We start from the raw sequence: 23,781 nt of genomic DNA on the forward strand, positions 1-23,781 counted from the left end.
TTAACCATTAGAATGGGTATTAAAGTCTAGGGTTAATCTTCGTCAACTAAAATCCAATCACCACTGGCTAATAGGTGTTCAGCTTGCTTATACTTTAGGGTTTTATTTTCACCATTAATAACGTGTTTGATGGTAACCCGGTCGTTACGGCCAATTTTAGGCCTGTCTCGAACAATAGTTTCTACCACTTCCTGTCTACGTTGGGTATTACCGGCAGCCCTAGCTTGTGCCGAACGTTCATCTAAATTAGGGATTTCATCCTTTTGGACATTTAGTTTTTCTTGCTTTCGTGTACGGGCTTCTTGAATGGTATCTTGAGTTTCTTGAGGTAGCTCACCTTTAAATAGGAACGAAATAACATCCTTGTTAACTTGATCTATCATCGCTTTAAATAATTCGAAAGCCTCAAATTTATAAATCAATAAAGGGTCTTTTTGTTCATGAACAGCAAGCTGTACCGATTGTTTTAGTTCGTCCATTTTACGCAAATGGGTTTTCCAGGCATCATCAATAATAGCCAGCGTAATGTTTTTTTCAAAATCGGTAATTAATTGTTTTCCTTTTGTTTCATAAGCTTTTTCAAGATCGGTTACAACTTGTAAACTTTTAATGCCGTCTGTAAAAGGTACTACAATGCGCTTGAATTTATCACGTTGTGTTTCGTAAACGTTTTTAATAACCGGAAATGCAATTTCTGCATTACGAGTCATTTTTTCTTTATAATGCTCGAAAGCAGCCTTGTATATTTTTGAAGTTATCTCCTGAGCTGATAAATTTCCGAATTCAGCTTCCGTAACAGGAGAACTCATTGAGAAAAAGCGGATTAGTTCGAACTCGAAATTTTTATAATCGTTAGCAGCTTTATTAGATTCAGAAATACCTTCAGAGGTGTCAAAGATCATGTTTGCTAAATCTACACGAAGACGTTCTCCAAATAAGGCATGGTGACGACGTTTATAAATAACCTCACGTTGTGCATTCATAACATCGTCGTACTCTAATAAACGTTTACGAACACCAAAGTTGTTTTCTTCTACTTTCTTCTGGGCACGTTCAATAGATTTGGAAATCATGGAATGCTGGATAACTTCCCCCTCTTTTAGCCCCATACGGTCCATCATTTTAGCGATACGCTCACTACCAAATAAACGCATTAAGTTGTCTTCGAGAGAAACGTAAAACTGCGAACTTCCCGGATCTCCCTGACGACCGGCGCGTCCTCGTAACTGACGGTCTACACGACGTGAATCATGACGTTCGGTACCTATAATGGCTAAACCTCCGGCAGCTTTAACAGCTTCGGTTAATTTAATATCGGTACCACGACCTGCCATGTTGGTAGCTATAGTTACCTGCCCAGGTTGACCGGCCTCTGCAACAATATCGGCTTCTTTTTTGTGGAGTTTCGCGTTCAGTACATTGTGTGGTATTTTTCGAATACTAAGCATTTTTCCAAGCAATTCACTAATTTCTACCGAAGTAGTACCAATAAGTACAGGTCTGCCAGCTTGCGATAACTTAGTTACCTCTTCAATAACGGCATTGTACTTTTCGCGTTTTGTTTTGTAAACCAAATCGTCACGGTCGTCACGTGCAATAGGTCTGTTAGTTGGAATTTCTACAACATCCAATTTATAGATTTCCCAAAATTCCCCAGCTTCGGTTACTGCTGTACCCGTCATACCCGAAAGCTTACGGTACATTCTAAAGTAATTTTGAAGTGTAACGGTTGCAAAGGTTTGCGTTGCATCCTCAATCTTTACATTTTCTTTGGCTTCAATCGCTTGGTGCAATCCGTCACTATAGCGACGTCCATCCATAATACGACCAGTTTGTTCATCAACAATCATTACTTTGTTGTCAATTACCACATACTGGGTGTCTTTTTCAAACAAAGCATATGCTTTTAACAATTGGTTAAGTGTATGGATGCGCTCCGATTTTACAGCAAAATCTTTATATAAGGCTTCTTTTAGATTGGCTTCTTCTTCAGCCGAAAGGCCTTGTTGCTCTATTTTTGCAATCTCAAGACCAATTTCAGGCATAACAAAGAAATCTGGATTGTTCTTTCCAGACAAGTATTCAATTCCCTTATCGGTAAGTTCTATTTGATTGTTCTTTTCTTCAATAACATAATACAGCTCGGCATCAACCTTTGGCATTTCACGGTTGTTGTCCTGCATGTAAAAGTTTTCGGTTTTTTGAAGTAGCTGTTTAACACCTTCTTCACTTAAAAACTTAATAAGTGCCTTGTTTTTTGGCATACCTCGGTAAACCCTTAATAATTGAAAACCACCTTCTTTGGTGTCGCCCGATGTGATCAACTTTTTGGCTTCGGCCAAGACACCTGTTAAATATTTACGTTGTACCCCTACAATATCGTCTACCTTAGGTTTTAATTCAACAAACTCATGACGTTCACCTTGTGGAATAGGCCCGGAGATAATTAATGGTGTACGTGCATCATCGACTAATACAGAATCCACCTCATCCACTATGGCGTAATTGTGCGGACGCTGTACAAGATCGTTTGGTGCATGTGCCATGTTATCACGCAAATAATCAAATCCAAATTCGTTGTTGGTACCGTAGGTAATATCGGCATTATAAGCTTTTTTACGTGCTTCGGAATTCGGTTGGTGGTAGTCAATACAATCAACACTTAATCCATGGAATTGAAAAATTGGAGCCATCCACGCACTGTCACGTTTCGCTAAGTAGTCGTTTACGGTAACTAAATGCACGCCTCTTCCAGATAGTGCATTGAGATACATTGGTAATGTAGCAACCAAGGTTTTACCTTCACCTGTTTGCATCTCTGCTATTTTTCCTTGGTGCATGGCAACCCCACCAATAAGCTGTACATCGTAATGTACCATATCCCAGGTTATAGGTTTACCAGCAGCATCCCAAGAGTTGGACCAAGTAGCTTTGTCGTTGTCTAAGGTAATATAATCATTGGATCCGGATAGTTCGCGGTCGTATGCAGTTGCTGTAACGGTTAATGTTGTATTGTTGGCAAAGCGTTTTGCTGTTTCCTTTACAACAGCAAAGGCTTCTGGTAAAATTTCATTTAAAACCGCTTCGGTAGCATCGTAGGCATCGTCTTTAAGTTTGTCGATATCCAGATAGATATCTTCGCGCTTATCAATATCTTCCGTATTCTCAGCTTCTTCAAGTAAGCTAGCAATACGGTCGTCTATGTCTTTTGTGGCTGCCGTGATACGCTCTTTAAATGCAACGGTCTTGGCTCTTAATGCGTCATGTGACAAGGCTTCTAAAGCGGCTTCAAAGCTTTTGATTTCGTTGACTATTGGGGTAATGGCTTTAACGTCTTGTTTTGACTTGTCGCCAACAAATACTTTTAGTATCGAGTCTAAAAAGGTCATGTGGTCTATAAATTTTATATGCACTGCGAAGTACGTAGTGCGTTGTCTATTTGTTTTATTATCTTAAAACCCACAAAAAGGGCTTTCAAAGATACATTATGTTATGTTGTTTTGTAAAGATTAGCAAAAAAAAAAGCCTCGATACGAGACTTTTAACTATTCTTTATGCTTTTATTAATATTCGTCCTCGTTCCAGAGGTAATCTTCGTCCGTTGGATAGTCTGACCAAATTTCTTCAATTGAGTCGTATGCATCTCCTTCATCTTCAATTGACTGTAAATTTTCAACAACTTCCAAAGGTGCTCCCGTTCTAATAGCGTAATCTATTAACTCGTCTTTTGTTGCTGGCCAAGGTGCATCACTTAAATAAGATGCTAATTCTAATGTCCAATACATTGTTCTTTGTGTTTAATTTTTTGCAAAAATAAATTTTTAGTTTAAACAGGCAAGAAAAAAATGAATTATTTAATTATTAAATTAAAGAACGTATTTTCTTTCGAAATTTAAACAATTGAAATTTACCCCTACTATTATTAATAAAAATTAAGATTGTGATGGATGTGTATTTCAAAAAACAAGCCTATTGCTTTTCGGGTATCCACTTAATTTCATCTGCTTGTAAGTCGTGTGACAACTTTCGTGCCAATACAAAAAGATAGTCAGAAAGACGGTTTAAGTAGATTAAAGTATTAGCATCTAAAGGACTAATATCATGAAGGGCCGTTGCTAAACGCTCGGTACGACGGCAAACACAGCGGGCTATGTGACAGAATGACACGGTTTGGTGCCCGCCGGGAAGGACAAAATGTGTCATAGGGGGTAAGGCATCGTTCATGTTGTCCATTTCTTGTTCTAAACGTTCAATGTCTTCCAAAGCTACTTTTGGAATATTTAATCGCGCCTTGCCACTTTTTAAAATGGCCTTTTCAGGATCGGTCGCTAAAATAGCGCCTATGGTAAATAAACGGTCCTGAATATGAATCAAGACCTCTTTATAGTGTGTGTTAATGTCCTGATCGCGAATCAATCCGATATGTGAGTTCAATTCGTCTATAGTACCATAGCTTTCAATGCGGATATGGTGTTTGGGCACGCGTGTGCCTCCAAATAAAGCTGTGGTGCCTTTGTCACCTGTTTTTGTGTAAATCTTCATAGATCGTGCAAGTTAAAAGTTAAAAGTTAAAAATGAAAAGTTAAAAGTTAAAAGTGTAAAGTTGAAAGTTGTTTAGGTATTGGGGTTTGCAATGGAAGTAGTTAATAGTTGGTAGTGTTTGGTACTCTGTAATTAGTATGCTTCTAAATAGTAGTTTTCCATAACACATAACCCATAACCCATAACCAGTAACCAATAACCAGTAACCAATAACCAATAACCAGTAACCAATAACCTAATACCCAATCGTTAAATCCTGATGTTAAAATGCTCTTTAGCCTGTTCTTTTCTAAAAAAGACGAGGCCCCAGTAAAAAGTATCTATGGACACGGTTACTTTAGGATGTTGTTTAATGGTGTTCCATGCTTCGGTCATATCTTCGGACCAATAGATATCATCAAAAATAAAAAGACTGTCGTTATGGGCTGTCGGTAATAGGTTTTCAAAATAAGACAATGTAGCATCTTTTTGATGGTTGCCATCAAAAAACACCAGATCAAATGTATGGGGAGGTAAATCTTGAAGTTGCTTGCTAAAGTCTTCTTGTATTATTTTAATATTGCCGACATTCTGTAATTGCTTTTTACTGAAATTAGCTATAGATGGGCACCCTTCAATACTGGTTATACATGCTTTGGGGTTGGCTAGGCTTAAAGCTTGGGTGGCAATACCTAAAGATGTTCCCAACTCGAGAATATTTGAGCAGTCTAGGTGTTTTGCAAGGCGGTACAGTAATCTTGCACGTTTTGTACTCGTACCTGCATATTTGGCTATGGAAGCGATACTGCGTTCAGGGTGTTTATCAACATGGGATCCGGCTCCCAGATCGGTTACCGTAATGCGCTGTTTGTTTTTTGAGAGTGCTGATTTGTAGTTTTTTATAGTTTGGTAGGCACTATATTTTGTTTTGTCGTAAAAACATTGGGTTACCAATTGGTATACAAAAGGAGAGTGAACGCCATGTTGGTTGGTGGATCGTAATAAAAATTTCAGGTATTGTTGTATTTGATAAAGCACTTAAGTTGTAAAGTTAAAAAGTTTATGGAGTTTCAGGTTTCAAGTTAAAAAGTTTTAAGGTTTTGAGTAATAAGTTTTAAAAATGAAAAGCGAAAAGTTAGAAGCTAAATAACCAATAACCAATAATCAATAGTCAATAATCAATAATCAATAACCAATACCTAATACCCAACAACCAACAACCAACAACCAACAACCACTACCCATTACCCCTCCAACTTAGCCGACAGTTCAAACCAGCGTTCTTCTTTGGCTTCCATGATCTCTATTAACTCCTGAAGTTCAAGGGATAAGGTGTTGATCTCTTCCTGGGTCAGGTCGGGATCATTAAAACGGGCTTCCAGTGCTTTTTTATCGTAGGCCAGGGAATTGAGTTTGCTTTCAATGTTTTTAAGTTCCTTTTCTTCGTTGTAAGACAGCTTATTCGCTTCATTTTGCTTTATAGCATGGTTGTCTTTTTTTGTTTCCGAAACTGATGGAACGATTGGTTGGCTGTCCTCGTAAACTCTGTAGTCGGTGTAATTCCCAGGGAAATCCTCAATAACGCCTTCACCCTTAAAAACAAAGAGGTGATCAACTACTTTGTCCATAAAGTACCGATCGTGTGACACTACAATGATGCAACCTGGAAAATCCAGTAAGAAACTCTCAAGAACGTTAAGGGTAACGATGTCCAGATCGTTTGTTGGCTCATCAAGGATCAAAAAATTAGGGTTTTGTATAAGTACGGTACATAAGTACAGGCGTTTGCGTTCGCCACCACTTAATTTTTCTACAAAGTCGTATTGTTTTTTTCTACTGAACAGGAAGCGCTCCAAAAGCTGTTGCGCACTAATTTGACGTCCTTTTTTTAGCGGAATGTAGTCACCAAACGCCCTGATAACATCAATAACTTTTTGTTCAGGTTTTATGTTGATGCCATTTTGGGTATAGTAGCCAAATTTAACGGTATCTCCTTTAATAACTTTTCCAGAATCGGGTTTGGCGGTTTGTGTGAGAATATTTAAAAATGAGGTTTTTCCGGTGCCATTTTTTCCAATAATACCTACACGTTCCCCTTTTTTAAAGGTATAGTCGAAGCCGTTGAGTATGATCTTTTCTTTAAATGCTTTCGATACTTTGTGAAATTCCAGTATTTTGCTGCCTAGGCGCTCCATGTTTAACTCCAATTGTACTTCATGGTCATTTCTGCGTTGGTGTGCCCTATGTTTAATATCCTTAAAATCGTCTATTCTGGACTTCGATTTGGTAGTTCTGGCTTTGGGCTGGCGTCGCATCCAATCCAATTCTTTTTTAAAAAGCTGTTTGGCTTTGCCTGTTTCGATAGCTTCTCGTTCAATGCGAGCTTCTCGTTTTTCTAGATAATAAGAGTAGTTGCCTTTATAGCTATAAAGCTTGCCTTCGTCGAGTTCGATAATTTCATTGCACACACGTTCTAAAAAATAGCGGTCGTGCGTTACCATAAACAGGGTGATGTTTTCTTTAGCAAAAAAAGCTTCCAGCCACTCGATCATTTCCAGGTCCAAATGGTTGGTAGGCTCATCCAGAATTAACAGGTCTGGTTTATTAATTAGGGCATTGGCCAGAGCTAACCGTTTTTTTTGACCGCCCGAAAGGGTGCTTATCTTTTGGTCTAGTTGGTCTAGTTTTAGTTTAAAGAGTATCTGTTTGTAGAGCGTTTCGAAGTCCCAGGCTTGATGCTGTTCCATTTGGTCGAAGGCATGTTGGTAGGCTTCGGTGTCTTCTGGGTTTAATAGCGCCTTTTCGTAATTGGCGATGACTTTTAAAATAGGATTGTCACTTATAAAAATAGCTTCTTCTACGGTAAGGCTGGGATCAAACTTAGGGTCCTGTGATAAAAAGGATATTGCAATGTCTTTTCTGTAGGTCACCGATCCAGCGTCGGGTTCGTCCTCTCCAGAAATAATATTTAATATAGAGGTTTTACCTGAGCCATTTTTTGCTACAAAGGCTATTTTTTGATCTTTATGGACGCTAAAGGAAATATCCTGAAAGAGTGTAAGCTCTCCATAAGATTTCGATATGTTCTCAACCGTTAAGTAATTCACAATGTCTTTTTTGCAAAGAACGTATAAATTCGTAAAACATACCAGAGGGGTTTTAGGTTTTTTGGGGTTATGTAGTTATCTAGTTATGTAGTTATGAGGTTATCTAGTTATGTAGTTGTAGGGTTATGCAGTTGTCAAGTCATGAAATTAGAGGTCAAAGGCAAAAAGCAAAAAGTTAAAAGGGAAAAGTTGGAAGAGGGAAGACGGATGTTAATTAGAAGGTTAGAAGATTTTTGCGTCTTTTGTCTAGGGTGTTGGGAATTTACTGTTTAGAAATGCACTGATTACCAACTCTCACTGTATACTTTTACTGAATACTGATACTGTTAATAGGTCTAAGGTCTAGGGTAATGGGGGTTGGAGTGGTTGTTTTAATTGGTATGATGGGTATTTATAATAATCAATAGGCAATAATCAATTGTAAATTGAAGGTTTCAAGTTTCAAGGTTATGGGTCTTAGGTTATGGGTTATGAGGTTGTGTTTTAAATTAGCAGTATAAATTGCCATTGTAATCTGGCAGGCGAGTGAAGGTGCCGTAAAAAGAAATGCTGTCTAACGACCAGCGGGAGGAGTTCATTTATTTTAGGCTCCGAGACCCTGTAAGACCGCCGAAGATTGCTAGGCTAGACTTTTTTGTTACTTTTTTGGGCAATGCAAAAAAGTAAGCTCACATTCATGCCTGTTCATTTTATCTTGATACTTTCTTTTGAGTAAATTCAAATCAGAATAGATATAATAAGTTTAAATCTAAAATAATTTTTAAGTTTAAATAAAAATAGCACCTTTGTTTTAATACAACAGACAATAGATGAAGTTAGCAATTATTTCACATACGGAGCATTATACGACCGATACTGGGACTTTGGTAGGTTGGGGGGCAACGGTGAATGAAATCAATCATTTGTTGGAGGTATTCGACACCATTTACCACGTGGCCATGCTACATACCGATACAGCACCACCAAGTGCATCGCCCTATGTTTCTGATAAAATCGTTTTTGTGCCTGTGCCGACTACTGGAGGGCGTACCCTGAAAAGTAAGCTGGATACCTTAGTAAAAGCACCAACTGTTGTAAAGATAATTAACAGCGTGTTAAAGGATGTGGATTGTTTTCAGTTGCGTACACCAACGGGCATGGGAGTTTATTTGATTCCTTATTTAAGTTGGTTTGTAAAAAAACCGGGTTGGTACAAGTATGCCGGAAACTGGAGCCAAAAACAGGCGCCCTTGGGGTACGCCTTGCAACGTTGGATGTTGAAGTTACAAGGTAGGAAAGTCACTATTAATGGTAAATGGCCTGACCAGCCAGATCATCATATAAGTTTTGAAAATCCATGCTTGACCATGGAAGACATTGCCATTGGAAAGCGTATAAGATCGCAAAAAAAGTATACAGGTGCCTTGAACTTTTGCTTTGTGGGACGATTGGAAGAAGAGAAAGGTGTAGAGCGTATTATTAAAGCGTTTAATGGTTTGTCGGAGGCGGATAGTTTACGGGTGGGAACTGTACATTTGGTTGGTGAAGGAACTGAAATGCCGTATTTTAAAGCTTTGGCAGCTAAGGGTTCGATTAAATACATATTTCATGGTGCTTTGTCGAGGATGGATGTATTTGATATATATAGATCGTGTGAGGTATTTGTGTTGCCTACAACGGCTTCGGAAGGTTTCCCGAAAGTAATTGTCGAGGCCATGAATTTTGGATGTTTGCCAGTAGTATCAAAGCTATCTGCCATTGGTCATTATATTAAAAATGACGAGAACGGGTTTTTGTTGGATCCGGTTACTATAGAGAACCTAATGGGGTGTTTGCAGCGTGCTTTATATTTAGAACCTTCGGTATATAAAAAGATGTTGACTACTTTTGATACACTCGTTTTAAAGTTTACCTACGCCCATTACAACGAACAAATTAAAAAAATACTATCGGTTTGAGTCCCCGCGTACGTACATACCACGATCATTATATACCCTTGGTATTCGCACATATAGGTATAGGGATTGTGTTGTATGCTTTCGAACCCTTATCAAAAATTTATTTTTTTGTTTTGTTGGGGTATTTTATGTTTCGTATCATATTGTCTCCGGCTTCTAAAAAGGCCCAACAGGTATTTTTAGCTTGTGCTTATTTTGCGGGGGCAGAGGTGTTGTTGCGTATGACCGATGGAGCTATTGCATATGAGGCTTCTAAATATCTGGTTATTCTGTTTATGTTGATAGGAATGTTTTTTAAAGGGGTTAATGGTAAAGGATATCCTTACTTTTTGTACTTGATTTTACTGGTTCCCTCCATATTAGTGGCTTCTTCTACGCTTAGTTTTTTTGCCAATTTTAGAACCAACATTGCTTTTGTGTTAAGTGGTCCTGTGTGTCTGGGGATTGCCGCTTTGTTTTGCTATAATCGAATGGTGACCAATCGGCAAGTGCTAGATATTATAATGTGTCTGGCATTACCTTCTATAAGCATGACTACTTACTTGTTTTTATATAATCCCAGTATTAAAGATACGCTTTCGGGAACGGCTTCCAATGCAGCAGCGTCTGGAGGTTTTGGGCCTAATCAGGTAGCAACGGCTTTGGGATTGGGTATGTTTGCTATGGTGGTACGCTTGTTTTTGAAATCACCTAATCTGTTCTTGAAAATTTTGAATATAGTCATTCTTGGTGCTATGACCTTTCGAGCTATTGTTACCTTTAGTCGTGGAGGTGTGTTTGCAGCCGTTATTGTAATTGCAGCTTTTTTGGGAAGTTTGTTTTATCGTTCCTCACATAAAATGAAAAACCAAATTGTAATCTCTTTTCTGCTATTGGGATTGACCCTTATGGTGAGTTGGGTGGTTAGCTCGAGCCAAACGCATGGCCTGATAGATAAGCGTTATGCCAATGAAAATGCGCAAGGTATAAAAAAAGGAGATATTACTACCGGACGTATCGACTTGTTTATGGAAGAAATAGATGGCTTTTTAAGTAGTCCTTTTTTAGGAATTGGTGCCAGTCGGGTCAAGGATATCCGGGTGGAAACCAGTGGAACTTCTTTGCCTTCACATAATGAGATAGGACGTTTATTATCAGAGCATGGTCTTTTAGGGATCATTATCATTATGATCTTAATAATTAAACCTATAGGGTATAGAACAGGTAATAAACGCAATTACTTTTTTTATGCTTTTTTGGCCTTTTGGTTTGCCACCATTAACCATTCGGGCATGCGTATTGCTGCGCCTGGACTATTGTATGCTTTTGCCTTGCTGAATGTGGTGCCCGAGGGGTATTATTTGAAAACCATAAGGAAAAGTGGTACGAACAGAAAGTTAAAATAGTGCTTAGCTAAATTTTAAGTATCTGTAGCAAAACATTCAAGGATAGTTGTTTTTTTTTCTTATTTTTAAAGACACCCTACAGAAAGTTATGCTAAAACCGATACAAAAAATACGCTGGATCGTTAAACGGCATCCTTATTTGTATTATACAAGGTTTAAATTATTGTCAAAAAAGGCAGCTGCCGACGAAGCTTGGGATTATAGTTACAATACCATTAACCAAAGAGAAAACCTTCCGACCTATTTCAAAACTATTAATTTAAAGATATTTGAAGAAACTCAGTTTTTGAGTGATTTTGATAAGACGCTGTATCTGGCAAAGTGGTTACGCATGCATATTAAAGGAGGATCGGGGCTTAGTTTGTCCTCTGAAAAAGCACTTAAAAAGATGCTTAAGGGGGAAGGGGGGGTGTGTAGCGACATTGCCCAGGTATTCAATAACTTTTGCGTGCTAAACGATATTAAGGTACGAGAGTGGGGTATCACATCGTTACCGTATAAGAACAAATTTGGCGGACATGCAGTAAACGAATTTTATTCAGACAAGCATAATAAGTGGGTGTTAATAGATGTCGCTAAGTCTTTAATGTTTTATGAGGAAGACTCTGAAGAGCCCTTGTCGGTATTAGAACTGTTCGAAAATAATAAAGAGAAGAAACGGATTGTTTTCAGGTCCTTCCTAAGCTCAAATCCTATTGATTATAAGTTGATTAAAGATTATTATCTACATACCGAACGGATGCCATTTTTAATATGTAATTACCGTAATAATACTTACGATTGGTATTTAGATAAATTTCAGCCCTACCTTCCTATTTTTGTCATTCATTTTTGGCTATATCTGGCAAAGAAAAGTTATTACTATTTGTTTCCTTTGCAGTGTTATAAAAATAACCTAGCTTAAATTCATCGAACCCAACACCTAAGACCCAATCCTAACTCTATGACACATATCCTTTATATAGGAAATAAATTAGCAAGTGAAGAGCGTAATGCATCAGCCATAGATTGTTTGGGTCCATTGTTGGAAGGAGAAGGTTATAGGGTATATTATGCTTCTTCTAAACTGAATAAAATAGGGCGATTACTGGATATGCTTTGGGCCTGCTGGCGCTATAGGCATACAGTCCATATGGTGTTGATCGATACTTATAGTACTTTGAATTTCTGGTATGCGCTTTGCGTGTCGCAATTATGCCGGTTACTTAAATTAAAATATATACCGATACTTCATGGGGGTAACTTGCCAAAGCGTTTGGAAACCAATCCATATTTAAGCCGCTTGCTATTTTGTTATGCGTATAAGTACGTTGCACCGTCGGCTTATTTAAAAAAGGCCTTTGAAACACATGGTTACACCAATGTAGGACATATTCCTAATACATTGTCACTTGCGATGTATCCTTTTAAAGATAGAGGCTTTGAGCAAATTAATTTGTTGTGGGTACGTTCGTTCGCTAGGATATACCATCCGGAGTTAGCCGTAAAAATATTGAAAAATATACAAGAACAGGGTGTTAAAGCATCGCTGTGTATGGTTGGGCCAGATAGTGGTGACAGGAGTTTGCAGGTAACACAAACCTTAGCTGAAACGCTTGGTGTAAATGTACGTGTTACGGGAAAACTGACCAAGGAAGCATGGATTGCTTTGTCTGAGGATTACAATGTGTTTATCAATACGTCCAATTTTGATAATATGCCTGTTAGTGTTATGGAAGCTATGGCTTTAGGGCTTCCAGTGGTATCTACTAATGTAGGAGGTATGCCATTTTTAATTGATAATAAAGTTAACGGCATTTTAGTGCCTCCTAATGATGAAAAAGCCTTTACCAATGCTTTATTGGCTATCTATTCAAGACCACAAAATGCTTTGCAAATGGCTAAGCAGGCTCGTATGGTTGTTGAAAAGATAGATTGGAAGCAGGTAAGACAGCTGTGGCGTAATGTTTTACAGTGAACGCGTTAAACTTTTTTAAATTGGGTAAATGACCACTCTTTGTCCTAAGTTTGCTGTTTTTTAGTCAGTAATTCAAAAATGGCTTATTATTAACGTGAATAATGTTTAAGAGTTCTGATGTCACTTCGGAGTGAATTTTTGGAAGAATTTAGCACTCAAACTGACATAAATTCCTTATCCATTGTTCACGCTATTATTAGTCCATGGTTAAATCCTACCCGTTGTGCATTTTACGATTGAAATGAGTAAAATTTGTACTTCGATAGACTCAGCAGAACTATAGAGAATAAGATCTTAGTCTTTGAAAATAGTTTTCGATACGGTTTTCTTTGATTTCGACTGCACTCAGTCTGACAGAAAATGCTCGAACTGATATTTTGAAACTGGTTTAATCCAAAAAATATAAATGAGATCGATAATATAATGCTACAATCAAATTAACTTATTATATTTATAATTGCTATTAATCTCTTCTTAACATGCCCAATCAAAATATTCATTTTAACATTTCTGAACGTAAAATTTTATTGAGGGTATTCGATATTTTATGTATTCTTGGTGTGCTCTACTTAGTTGGAAATATATTTGATTTTGATTATTTTATTATAACTAAGGCCAGTTGGACATGGGTGTTGGTATTGGTGTTGTATATTTCCATTTTTGGGACGGTGTTTGAATTGTACGATCTCCAAAAATCCAGTAAGTTGGAAAGAGTGTCGGCAAATATTGTTTTAACTGTATCTATTACGGTATTGTTTTATTTTTTAACCCCTTTTTATACGCCTTTTTTACCGGATAACAGACTTCAGATACTCTATTTTTATTTTGCTATTCTTTTCGCTTTATTTGCTTGGCGTATGCTTTACTTGGCTTTTATTGTGTCTCCTCGATTTTATAAAAAGGTCTTGTTGGTCGGAGAGATTTCTAATATGGAAGCAATTGTGCATGCTTTTAATGTGGCAGATCCAAATTATAAAATTGTAGGGTTTGTTAATTGTGAAATGGAACGGGATGATGGTGTTAAATTTTTAGGTATAAAAGAGTATAGTCCCTATGAGATTGACGGCGTTGTTAAGAAAGAAAATATATCGGAGATTGTAGTGGCTAGTTATAACTCTGAAACCATAACTCCTAGTATTTACCGCATTTTGATTTCGCTTTTAGAAACGGGTTTTCCTATACGCGAGTATACGCAAGTATATGAGGATATGACATATAGGGTGCCGGTACAGTTTGTTGGTAAGGATTTTTACAAGTACTTCCCGTTTAGTAGAAGTAATCAAAATAAGCTGTATTTGTTCTTTCATCGGTTTTTTGATATTGTTATATCCTTAATAGGCACTGTGTTTACAATAGCTTTGGTGCCATTTATCCTTTTAGGTAATTTGATAGCCAACCGGGGTCCACTTTTATATACACAGGTGCGTGTTGGTAAAAACGGGGAAACTTTTAAAATCATCAAATTTAGAACGATGATCGAGAATGCTGAGCCTTCTGGAGCGGTTTGGGCGAAGAAGGATGACCAGAGGATAACCTTGTTTGGTAAGTTTTTACGGAATACCCGTTTGGACGAGCTTCCACAATTCTTTAATATTCTTAAAGGGGATATGAGTTTAATTGGTCCCAGGCCAGAACGTCCTTATTTTGTAAAAGAACTATCACAGCTTTTGCCTTTTTATGAAACACGGCATATTGTAAAGCCGGGTGCTACAGGTTGGGCGCAAGTAAATACCAGGTACGGGTCGTCGGTAGATGACAGCTTGCTTAAATTACAATATGATTTGTATTATATAAAACATAGGAGCTTTTTTCTGGACGTAAACATTCTAATAAAAACCATTACTACCATGATCTTTTTTAGGGGGCAATAGGGGAAGTTAAAAGCTAAAAGTGAAAAGCTAAAAGTGAAAAGTTGCAGGTTTCAAGTTTCAAGTTAAAAAGTTATGAGGTTTTAGGTCTAGGGTGTAGGGTGTTTGGATTTACTGTTTAGAAACTCACTGATTACTGACTCTAAATGTATGCTTTTTACTGAATACTGAATACTGAATACTGAACACTGAATACTGCTAACTGTTAATGGGTCTAGGGTCTTTGGATTTACTGTTTAGAAACTCACTGATTACCGACTCTAACTGTATACTTTTTACTGAATACTGAACACTGAACACTGCTAACTGTTAATGGGTCTAGGGTGTTTGGATTTACTGTTTAGAAACTCACTGATTACCGACTTTAACTGTATACTTTTTACTGAATACTGAACACTGAACACTGAACACTGAACACTGAATACTGCTAACTGTTAATGGGTCTAGGGTGTTTGGATTTACTGTTTAGAAACTCACTGATTACCGACTCTAACTGTATACTTTACTGAATACTGAACACTGAACACTGAATACTGCTAACTGTTAATGGGTCTAGGGTGTTTGGATTTACTGTTTAGAAACTCACTGATTACCGACTCTAACTGTATACTTTTTACTGAATACTGAATACTGAATACTGAACACTGGATACTGCTAACTGTTAACAACTTACTTGAGTAAAAATAGGAGGGTTGATTAGGATTAATTCTCATAGCTTATTTTAACCAACAACCAAACGCTATTTATAATAATGAACCAAAAATACATATCTAATCATTAGAGCGATTAGGAATGGTATTAGTCCTATGGCGAAAACTTGGACACCTACAATCCAGTGCAGGGTTAATAAGCATAGTAGTATAATTAAAAATTTTAAATACTTTATAAACCAAATGTTTGTCTGTTTTTTATAAAGTTGAGGGATTACCAGTAAGTTAAGGGCAAAGGCCCAAAGCAGATTGTAGTTTTGGTGTGTTCCAGTATGGTCGGTGGCAAACCAAAGTAGTAGGATAAAAACACCAATGGCACCTGTAAGTGAAAATAGTGTAACATTTAACCAAACACGAGGCTTGTTGGTTTTATAATCTTTATAGGTGAGCCAGATGATGAGTAACCCGAATAAGCCAAAAATAAACAAAGGGCTTGTGAAAAATGCATTTGATTGTAATGTGGGTTTTTGCTCATATAAAACACGGCTTTCTTTTACTAAAGGTAGGCCACGACCTTTAATGGTTGCATTCTGAAAGAATTTATAAATGTTTTCTGGTAAAAACATATGGTCTTCTGGTCTTGCTTTTTTATCGATTACAGCACCTAAAGCCACATCAATCCCTAAGCTTCCCCAAGAGTTTTTGTTTAGGTTGTTCTGGATTAGGGTTCTAAAACTCGCGTCTTTAAAGTCTTCGGGAAGATTAAACTCCAACTGGTTATTTACAGCTATATTAGCAACATCCTTAATTTTTGTGGCACAATTATCATAAAAGAAATCATAAAGGTAGTTTCTGTTTTCGGGCTTATTGTTTTCTAATAAATAATTGTAAAGGGTTTGCTTTTCGGGTTGTGATAAATTTAAAACTTGTTCTTTAACACTCCTGTTATAATAGCTATAGAGTCTCAGGAAATCGTAAAAAGCAGTGTCTCCTATAGAATAATTTAGCTTGCCTTTGGCAAAGTTTAAATAAAAATTTGGAGCTTCAAAATCGAAGCGACCATAATCGAATGTTTGATCAATGTTGTGAGTTGGATCTTTAACCCGAAATGCATTATGTCCAAATGCATCATTTAGCGAGGGACCGGGATCCACAGTTAATACACTAATTTGAGCTTTTGGGGATAGCTCAATTTGTTGCGCATTTAATAGGTTAAAGAAGCAAAGTAATAGAATAGGGAGAATCTTTTTAAACATAGTGCTATAAGATTATCTAAAGATACTAAAATCGAGTTTTAAAGAAAATACATTAGAGTACAAGGCGATACTCTGGTCTCCAATATCTGTAAAGGCATAATCTATTTGAATGCCTTTGTGATTAAAGCCTAAGCCAAAGCTAGGCTGGAAGCTAAGTTGTTCTGAATTGCCTATTTGTTTTTCGTATTGGAAATTACCCATACCAGCTCTTAGGTATATCATGTCGATATACCCAAACTCAAGACCTAATGCTGGATTGATACTGGCAAACGAGGATGAGATGATATCGTTATTTTCTTCGAACCTTACATTTAAATTAATAGCGGTTAGTAGTGTGTAATCGTAATGGAAGGTCATAAGTTTGGAAATACCTATCTGTAATTTTGGGATGGTAATTTCGGTAGTTTCTGGAAGTTCTTGGTTTTGACCTTCTATGGCATTTTGTACCTTGGCAAATTCATCCTTATTAATACTCCATGCATTAAATGTAGTCGTAATATCTCGTGCCATAACACCAAACATCCAATCGTTGTCGGTTTCAAACTGTATGCCAGCATCGAAACCAAAGCCCCATGAGGAAGCAAAATCACCAATGATACGACGTATTACTTTAGCGTTGACCCCAAAACTAAGTCCTTGTACGGGAAGGTCTCTTGCATATGAAAATGTTAACCCGTAATCGGCAGTTGAGAAGAGACTGATTCTATCGTAATTAATATTGCCTTGATCGTCTATGAGCTGTGTTGTATTTAAAATATCATCTACCGCAAAGCGAATAAGCGAGAGTGCCACAACACTGCGGTCATCCAACGGCTTGGCAAACGCAGCATAATCGTAGTTTGCAATGTTTGCAAAATAACTGGAATGCATTAGAGCCAATTGATTGTCTTCAAGATGCAATAGCCCTGCCGGATTCCAATATCCTGCATTTACATCGTTTGTATGTGACGTAACGGCACTGCTCATTCCCAAAGCAGCAGCATCCACCCCAATATTCATAAACTCATTGGAATATTTACGGGTAGTTTGTGCAAATAGGGTTAGCGAAAGCACAAAAAACAGTATGGTTAAGTAAAATCTCAAATATATTTTTTTACAAATATGCACATAATTTATAAGCTATAAACTTGAAATGTTAAGAGATATTGTTTGTAGGTGTTCTATTCTTATGAAGTTATCAAGTTATCAAGTTATGAAGTGATCAAGTTATGAAGTTATGAAGTTGGAAAGTTATGTGGCTTTGGTCTAGGGTATTGGGTGTTGGGTATTGGGTATTGGGTTTTGGGTTTTGGGTAGGGTTTTGGGGTAAAGTTAAAAGTTAAAAGTTACAAGTTACAAGTTTCAAGTTTCAAGTTATCAAGTTATGAAGTTGGAAAGTTATGTGGCTTTGGTATTGGGTTATGGGTGAGGGTAGTTATAAGCAATCGTAAATCGTTATTCATCAATCGTCAATTTAGAGGTTTTGGGTGTTGGGTCTATGGTTTTGGGTGTTGGGTATTGGGTATTGAGGCAAAGTTAAAAGCTAAAAGTTGCAGGTTTCAAGTTTCAAGTTAAAAAGTTATCTGTCTTTTGTCTAGGGTCTAGGGTCTAGGGTCTAAGGTCTTGGGTTATGGGATAAATTAAAAGTTACAGGTTTCAAGTTACAGGTTAAAAAGTTATGTGTCTATTGTCTTGGTTCTTGGTTCTTGGGTTTTGGATAAAGGAAATAGTATCATTTGATTTTTAGAGATCTTTTATATTGGTTTGTCAAAGAGCAATCGTAAATCGTTATGCGTAGATCGTCAATTTAGAGGTCTTGGGTGTAGGGTTTAAGGTTTTGGGGATAGTGTCTTTTAATTTTTAGTATACATCCTGATTGGGAATTAATCATCAATAATTAATCGTACATCGTACGTTGTAAATCGTTAATAAGAAGGAGATTCTTCATTTCACTTCACTTCGTTGCGCTCTCAATGAACCCCTTATAAATTACTATTTGCTTTATTCAAAAATAGGAAACTAGTATTTGATATAGTTTACTATTTTTACAAAACGAAAAACTATAAATAGACTTTATGAAGCGTTACATTCCTAATGCACTTACACTTTTAAATTTATTATGCGGGAGTATTGCAGTTGTTTTTGCTGTTACTAATAATTTTACAATTGCGGCGCTGTTTGTATTTACTGGTATCTTTTTTGATTTTTTTGATGGTTTTGCTGCTCGAAAGTTAGGTGTACAGGGGCCATTGGGAGTGCAGTTGGATTCACTGGCCGATATGGTTACCAGTGGTTTGGTGCCGGGGATTATTATGTATAAGTTATTGAGCGTTACGATCGACAGACCAGAGGTAGCTGCCCAGTCTGCCGAATGGAACACCCTATTGCATGGCGATGGCTTTAATGGATCTATCGTGCCTTTTATGGGTTTGTTGATTACCCTAGCTTCGGCTTATCGTCTGGCAAAGTTTAATTTAGACGAAGCGCAACAAAGTTACTTTAAAGGCTTACCAACTCCAGCAAATACTTTATTGATTATTTCTTTGCCGCTTATTATAGAATTTCAAAATAGCGACATTATGAATGCTGTTATTTTGAATACTTGGTTTTTAATTGGGCTAACTTTATTGAGTTGCTATCTGTTAAATTCAACTATTAAGCTGTTTGCATTAAAATTTAAGGATTGGAGCTTTAAGGCAAATGCGTCTCGATACGTGTTTGTAATATTGTGTGTCGTGCTTTTGATTGTTTTACAATTTGCTGCCATTCCTGCAATTATTCTGCTTTATATAGGGATATCTCTTTTAGACACTGTAATATCCAAATAATTTAATGTATGTTAGAAAACATTTTCACCCTGTTAATGCTTGTGCTTTTACAAGCTGTTTTAGGTTTTGACAACTTGTTGTATATCTCTTTAGAGAGTAAGCGCGCACCAGAAGAAAAGCAGGCTTATGTTAGAAAGGTAGGTATTTTATTGGCTATAGTCTTGCGTATTATTTTACTGTTCGTACTAATAGAACTTATAGATTATTTCCAAGATCCTGTATTGCAGTTTGCTTTTGAAGGTGTTGCCGAAGGGCGGTTTACTATTCATAGTTTTATTGTGTTGGGAGGTGGCATATTTATTATTTATACCGCCATGAAAGAGATTTGGCATATGATTGGAACGAAAGAAGTCGATCATGCCGTTGAGGGGGAAAGAAAAAGTTCGGTAGCTAAGGTTATTAGCATGATTGTAGTTATGAATGTTGTGTTTTCTTTTGACTCCATATTAAGTGCTATGGCGTTGACCAATGTGTTTTGGGTTATGGCGACTGCCATTGTTATTGGTGGTTTGCTAATGATTTGGCTAGCTGATAGAGTGTCTGGTTTTTTGGCGAAAAATAGAATGTATGAAGTGTTAGGCTTGTTTATTTTGTTTATAGTGGGGGTTATGTTGGTTACCGAAGGTGGCGAATTGGCGCATTTAACACTTTTTGGAAATCATATTGAACACATGAGCAAAACAACCTTTTACTTTGTGATCGCTATTTTGGTGATTACCGATATTGTGCAAGGGCGTTACCAAAAGAAGTTGCTGGCAGAGCAGAAAAGAAATAATATAGATGAATCGGGTGATTCACATTCTTGAGTTGAGCTTATATTAAGGGCTTTTAACTAAGTTAGGTAAAGCCTTCCATTAGTTTACTTTTGTGTTCAAATATTCTTCGTTTTAAATTGTTTGTAACGACAATCTGTAAAGTGCCTTTTCTTGGTTAAGATGTAGAGATAGTATTGATGCATGGTTTTATACATTGATTATTCTGTTAAACCATTGGATTCCTGTCGCAGTTTATCTTGAGCAAAGAAGCAAGGCAGGAATGACAAGACTTATAAAAAGGAAATCGGAATTGAATTTTACCCTGTCTGTAGTTGTAGTGTAATACAGAGAAGTGGCAGGTTTTAATGGGTTAAATAATTGACTAATAGAATATTGTTCTGCAATTATTACATACGGATAATTGAAACTGAAACCTAATCCCGAATCTTCTTTTTACGTAGTTCGAAGTTTTGTCCCAGATATACTTTTCTAACCATAGCATCGTTGGCCAATTCTTCGGGTTCTCCAGCTTTTAAAATGCTACCTTCAAACATTAAGTAAGTTCTGTCTGTAATAGCCAGGGTTTCTTGTACGTTATGATCGGTAATTAGTATGCCAATATTTTTCTTAGTTAATTGGGCTACGATACGCTGAATGTCTTCTACGGCTACTGGATCTACCCCTGCAAAAGGTTCGTCCAATAAAATAAAATTAGGATCCGTTGCCAAGGCACGTGCAATCTCAGTACGACGGCGTTCACCACCTGACAACAAATCACCGCGACTTTTGCGGATATGCCCCAGTCCAAATTCTTCGATCAAAGATTCCATTTTATCATGTTGCTCCTTTTTGCTGAGTTTAGTTAGTTGTAGTACACTTAAAATATTATCTTCAATACTTAACTTTCTGAATACGGAAGCTTCTTGCGCTAAGTAGCCAATACCATTTTGAGCGCGTTTGTACATGGGGTACTTCGTAATGTTTTTGTTGTCTAAATAAATGGTGCCACCATTGGGTTTAATTAAGCCAACAATCATATAAAAGGAAGTGGTTTTTCCGGCACCGTTTGGTCCTAGTAAACCAACAATCTCCCCTTGGTTAACTTCCAAAGAAACATCTTTTACAACTTTTCGTCCGCTATAGGACTTCATTAAATTTTCGGCTCTTAAGATCATAGGCTATGTAATGAACGCTAAAAATAGTAAAAACGTATAGACTATTGTAGCGGAGATTAAATTTATGTTTTGTTTAACGTTGTTGTTCCAGGGCATCCCAAAATTCGTAAGCACGTCGTAAATGGGGTATTACAATAGTGCCACCAACCAATGTGGCGATGCTTAGGGCTTCTACAACTTGTTCTTTAGGAATGCCTTGCTTGTAGCAAGTTTCCATATGGTACTTAATACAATCGTCGCAGCGTAATACCGTTGAGGCAACCAATCCTAAAAGTTCTTTGGTTTTAACATCTAGTGCACCTTCGGCATAGGCATTGGTGTCTAAGTTAAAGATGCGCTTTATAACCTTATTGTTATCGGCTAAAATTGTATCGTTCATTTTTGAACGGTAATCATTAAATTCGGAAACAATATCAGGCATGTTGCTTGGCTTTTCGTTTTTCATTTCGTACAACAATTTTTGAAATGTAAATACTTATTTGATAGAGTATCAAAATAGGAATTGCAACAATAACCTGACTGGCAATGTCTGGGGGTGTTATAATAGCGGATAATACCAATACAACAACCAAAGCGTATTTCCTGTATTTCCTTAAAATCTCAGGTGTTACCAAACCTACCTTAGTTAAAAAATAAATAATAATAGGCAATTCAAAAATGAGTCCAGAGGCCAAAACAGATGATCTTACTAAACCTATAAACGAACCAATATCGATTTGGTTATCTACCGCTTCAGAAATTTTATAGTTAGCTAAAAAGTTTATAGACAAAGGCGTAATTACGTAATAGCCAAATACAACACCAGTAAAAAATAATAAGGATGAAATGATAATAAAACCACGAGAGTGTTTGCGTTCATTTTCATGCAGTCCGGGACTAATAAATTTCCATAATTGATAAATAGTATAGGGAAAAGAAACAACAAATCCAGCTAATATAGCTGTCCAGATATCGGCAGAGAACTGTCCGGCCATGGTTCTGTTTTGTAGAATCAAAGGTATTTTGTCATTGCAAAAACTGGTCTCTAAATTAATGAACGTCGCAATTTTACACAGATAATGGTAGGTGGGGAAACTCATTTCCTTAGGTGCAAAAATAATCTGATCAAAAATAAATCGGCTAAAAATAAAAGCCAAACTGGCAACGATTACAATACCTAATACAATTCTAATTAAATGCCACCGTAAATCTTCAAGATGGTCTAAAAAAGACATCTCATTAATATTCTTTTGTAGTTTTTTCGCCATTATATAATTCCTTCTTTTATTAAATCATGAATATGAACAACGCCTGCATAAAGGCCATTTTCTTCTACAAGCAATTGCGATATATCGTTATTTTCCATAAGTTCCATAGCATCTATAGCCATGGCATCGGCAGCTATGCGCTTAGGGTTAGCACTCATAATATCCTTGGCAGTTAGGGAAGCAAAATTGTCTACCTTGCTAAGCATTCTTCGCAAATCGCCATCGGTAATAATACCAATAATTTTATCATTTTCGATTACTGCAGTTACCCCGAGCATTTTTTCTGAGATTTCTATAATAACCTCTTTAATACTAGTATTGGCAGTTACTTTTGGTTTTTGGTTAACAGATGAAATATCGTGAACTCTTAGGTATAATTTCTTTCCCAAAGCCCCACCGGGGTGGTATTTGGCAAAATCATTGCTTGAAAATCCGCGTAATTCCAATAAACATACTGCCAGTGCATCACCAATAACCAATTGAGCCGTTGTGCTGGTTGTAGGCGCTAAGTTGTTAGGGCAGGCTTCTTTTTCTACAAAGGTGTTTAGAATGTAATCGGCTTGTTGCCCTAAAAACGATTCGGTATTGCCTGTAATGGCAATCATTTTATTATTGGCACTTTTAATAAGTGGTACCAATACTTTTATTTCGGGTGTATTGCCACTTTTCGAAATGCAAATCACTACGTCGTCCTTAAGAATAAGTCCTAAGTCACCATGAATGGCATCGGCTGCATGCATAAAAATAGCTGGAGTACCAGTAGAATTAAGTGTGGCTACAATTTTGTTGGCAATAATGGCACTTTTACCAATGCCCGTAATAATAACACGTCCTTTAGACTTGTATATGAGTTCTACAGCTTCGGCAAAATCATTAGTTACTAAACTTGATAGGTTTGAAATGGCTTTGCTTTCCATGTCAATAGTATGCTTAGCTGTATTGATAATCGTATTTTTGCTGTTCAAAATTTATTAATTTTTTTAGTTGAAGCTTTTAAAGATTTTGTTACCTTTAGTCTTGCTCAAATTGCACACATGTGTAATTTGAAAATTCGTTACAAAACTAACGAAAAAAAAATGAGGGCTCTCTAATTACACAGCTAAAATAATTAATAGA

General features: G+C 36.9%; 18 protein-coding genes. 7 read left to right on the forward strand and 11 right to left on the reverse strand.

The features are described from left to right. Nucleotides 1-32 precede the first annotated feature (32 nt). The 5 genes from secA to JF259_RS09305 all read right to left on the reverse strand — a co-directional run bounded on the left by secA (nt 33) and on the right by JF259_RS09305 (nt 7,628). Nucleotides 33-3,389 (reverse strand): preprotein translocase subunit SecA, encoded by a 3,357-nt coding sequence (gene secA / locus JF259_RS09285; RefSeq protein WP_199115043.1) that lies wholly within the window; start codon nt 3,387-3,389, stop codon nt 33-35. 174 nt (nt 3,390-3,563) lie between these two features. Continuing rightward, nucleotides 3,564-3,785, reverse strand: a complete 222-nt coding sequence (locus JF259_RS09290; RefSeq protein ID WP_027136925.1) for a DUF2795 domain-containing protein — start codon at nt 3,783-3,785, stop codon at nt 3,564-3,566. A gap of 184 nt (nt 3,786-3,969) precedes the next feature. After that, entirely contained in the window at nt 3,970-4,542 is a 573-nt protein-coding gene (locus tag JF259_RS09295; protein WP_199115044.1) for a cob(I)yrinic acid a,c-diamide adenosyltransferase, read from the reverse strand. 249 nt (nt 4,543-4,791) lie between these two features. After that, nucleotides 4,792-5,559, reverse strand: coding sequence for an O-methyltransferase (locus JF259_RS09300; protein ID WP_199115045.1), 768 nt, complete (start codon nt 5,557-5,559; stop codon nt 4,792-4,794). A 206-nt stretch (nt 5,560-5,765) separates the two neighbouring features. Continuing rightward, nucleotides 5,766-7,628, reverse strand: coding sequence for an ABC-F family ATP-binding cassette domain-containing protein (locus JF259_RS09305; RefSeq protein ID WP_199115046.1), 1,863 nt, complete (start codon nt 7,626-7,628; stop codon nt 5,766-5,768). Between the two features lie 809 nt (nt 7,629-8,437). Here JF259_RS09305 and JF259_RS09310 point away from each other — a divergent pair. The 5 genes from JF259_RS09310 to JF259_RS09330 all read left to right on the forward strand — a co-directional run bounded on the left by JF259_RS09310 (nt 8,438) and on the right by JF259_RS09330 (nt 14,778). Further along, nucleotides 8,438-9,565, forward strand: a complete 1,128-nt coding sequence (locus JF259_RS09310) for a glycosyltransferase (RefSeq protein ID WP_199115047.1) — start codon at nt 8,438-8,440, stop codon at nt 9,563-9,565. After that, nucleotides 9,562-10,950: an O-antigen ligase family protein gene (locus JF259_RS09315; RefSeq protein WP_233164195.1), complete on the forward strand. Its 1,389-nt coding sequence runs from the start codon at nt 9,562-9,564 to the stop codon at nt 10,948-10,950. The genes JF259_RS09310 and JF259_RS09315 overlap by 4 nt, the downstream gene beginning before the upstream one ends. 88 nt (nt 10,951-11,038) lie before the next feature. After that, nucleotides 11,039-11,854, forward strand: a complete 816-nt coding sequence (locus JF259_RS09320; RefSeq protein ID WP_199115048.1) for a transglutaminase domain-containing protein — start codon at nt 11,039-11,041, stop codon at nt 11,852-11,854. 39 nt (nt 11,855-11,893) lie between these two features. After that, nucleotides 11,894-12,907 carry a glycosyltransferase family 4 protein gene (locus JF259_RS09325; protein WP_199115049.1) on the forward strand — a complete coding sequence of 338 codons (1,014 nt, stop codon included), beginning with the start codon at nt 11,894-11,896 and terminating at the stop codon, nt 12,905-12,907. A gap of 479 nt (nt 12,908-13,386) precedes the next feature. Further along, nucleotides 13,387-14,778, forward strand: a complete 1,392-nt coding sequence (locus tag JF259_RS09330; RefSeq protein WP_199115050.1) for a sugar transferase — start codon at nt 13,387-13,389, stop codon at nt 14,776-14,778. A 736-nt stretch (nt 14,779-15,514) separates the two neighbouring features. On the opposite strand, the gene JF259_RS09335 is transcribed toward JF259_RS09330, so the two are convergent. Then, complete coding sequence (locus JF259_RS09335; RefSeq protein ID WP_199115051.1) at nt 15,515-16,681, reverse strand: lipoprotein N-acyltransferase Lnb domain-containing protein; 1,167 nt, start codon at nt 16,679-16,681, stop codon at nt 15,515-15,517. Between the two features lie 12 nt (nt 16,682-16,693). Further along, a complete protein-coding gene (locus tag JF259_RS09340; protein WP_449618956.1) occupies nt 16,694-17,764 on the reverse strand; it encodes a putative type IX sorting system protein PorV2 in 1,071 nt (356 codons plus the stop codon). Nucleotides 17,765-18,735: 971 nt separating this feature from the next. On the opposite strand from JF259_RS09340, the gene JF259_RS09345 reads away from it, so the two are divergent. Both JF259_RS09345 and JF259_RS09350 read left to right on the forward strand, forming a co-directional pair. Then, nucleotides 18,736-19,488 (forward strand): CDP-alcohol phosphatidyltransferase family protein, encoded by a 753-nt coding sequence (locus JF259_RS09345; protein ID WP_199115052.1) that lies wholly within the window; start codon nt 18,736-18,738, stop codon nt 19,486-19,488. Nucleotides 19,489-19,496: 8 nt separating this feature from the next. Then, on the forward strand, nt 19,497-20,294 hold the full coding sequence (locus JF259_RS09350; RefSeq protein ID WP_199115053.1) for a TerC family protein: 798 nt from the start codon (nt 19,497-19,499) through the stop codon (nt 20,292-20,294). A gap of 383 nt (nt 20,295-20,677) precedes the next feature. On the opposite strand, the gene lptB is transcribed toward JF259_RS09350, so the two are convergent. From lptB to JF259_RS09370, 4 genes are all read right to left on the reverse strand, one after another. Continuing rightward, nucleotides 20,678-21,418, reverse strand: coding sequence for an LPS export ABC transporter ATP-binding protein (lptB, locus tag JF259_RS09355; protein ID WP_199115054.1), 741 nt, complete (start codon nt 21,416-21,418; stop codon nt 20,678-20,680). A 73-nt stretch (nt 21,419-21,491) separates the two neighbouring features. After that, nucleotides 21,492-21,839, reverse strand: coding sequence for a carboxymuconolactone decarboxylase family protein (locus tag JF259_RS09360; protein ID WP_199115135.1), 348 nt, complete (start codon nt 21,837-21,839; stop codon nt 21,492-21,494). Continuing rightward, nucleotides 21,832-22,665 (reverse strand): twin-arginine translocase subunit TatC, encoded by an 834-nt coding sequence (gene tatC / locus JF259_RS09365; RefSeq protein WP_199115055.1) that lies wholly within the window; start codon nt 22,663-22,665, stop codon nt 21,832-21,834. The genes JF259_RS09360 and tatC overlap by 8 nt, the downstream gene beginning before the upstream one ends. Next, the gene (locus tag JF259_RS09370) at nt 22,665-23,582 is read right to left on the reverse strand and encodes a KpsF/GutQ family sugar-phosphate isomerase (RefSeq protein WP_394370594.1); all 918 of its coding nucleotides are present in this window, start codon (nt 23,580-23,582) and stop codon (nt 22,665-22,667) included. The genes tatC and JF259_RS09370 overlap by 1 nt, the downstream gene beginning before the upstream one ends. Nucleotides 23,583-23,781 lie beyond the last annotated feature (199 nt).

This window comes from Snuella sedimenti (genome assembly GCF_016428595.1).
In the GTDB taxonomy this organism is placed as follows: Bacteria; Bacteroidota; Bacteroidia; order Flavobacteriales; family Flavobacteriaceae; genus Snuella; species Snuella sedimenti.

What these genes read in the sequence shown, in the direction of transcription:
- secA (WP_199115043.1), bottom strand. Translation starts at nt 3,389, where the DNA reads ATGACCTTTTTAGACTCGATACTAAAAGTATTTGTTGGCGACAAGTCA.
- JF259_RS09290 (WP_027136925.1), bottom strand. Translation starts at nt 3,785, where the DNA reads ATGTATTGGACATTAGAATTAGCATCTTATTTAAGTGATGCACCTTGG.
- JF259_RS09295 (WP_199115044.1), bottom strand. Translation starts at nt 4,542, where the DNA reads ATGAAGATTTACACAAAAACAGGTGACAAAGGCACCACAGCTTTATTT.
- JF259_RS09310 (WP_199115047.1), top strand. Translation starts at nt 8,438, where the DNA reads ATGAAGTTAGCAATTATTTCACATACGGAGCATTATACGACCGATACT.
- JF259_RS09320 (WP_199115048.1), top strand. Translation starts at nt 11,039, where the DNA reads ATGCTAAAACCGATACAAAAAATACGCTGGATCGTTAAACGGCATCCT.
- JF259_RS09325 (WP_199115049.1), top strand. Translation starts at nt 11,894, where the DNA reads ATGACACATATCCTTTATATAGGAAATAAATTAGCAAGTGAAGAGCGT.
- JF259_RS09330 (WP_199115050.1), top strand. Translation starts at nt 13,387, where the DNA reads ATGCCCAATCAAAATATTCATTTTAACATTTCTGAACGTAAAATTTTA.
- JF259_RS09335 (WP_199115051.1), bottom strand. Translation starts at nt 16,681, where the DNA reads ATGTTTAAAAAGATTCTCCCTATTCTATTACTTTGCTTCTTTAACCTA.
- JF259_RS09345 (WP_199115052.1), top strand. Translation starts at nt 18,736, where the DNA reads ATGAAGCGTTACATTCCTAATGCACTTACACTTTTAAATTTATTATGC.
- JF259_RS09350 (WP_199115053.1), top strand. Translation starts at nt 19,497, where the DNA reads ATGTTAGAAAACATTTTCACCCTGTTAATGCTTGTGCTTTTACAAGCT.
- lptB (WP_199115054.1), bottom strand. Translation starts at nt 21,418, where the DNA reads ATGATCTTAAGAGCCGAAAATTTAATGAAGTCCTATAGCGGACGAAAA.
- JF259_RS09360 (WP_199115135.1), bottom strand. Translation starts at nt 21,839, where the DNA reads ATGCCTGATATTGTTTCCGAATTTAATGATTACCGTTCAAAAATGAAC.
- tatC (WP_199115055.1), bottom strand. Translation starts at nt 22,665, where the DNA reads ATGGCGAAAAAACTACAAAAGAATATTAATGAGATGTCTTTTTTAGAC.
- JF259_RS09370 (WP_394370594.1), bottom strand. Translation starts at nt 23,582, where the DNA reads ATGGAAAGCAAAGCCATTTCAAACCTATCAAGTTTAGTAACTAATGAT.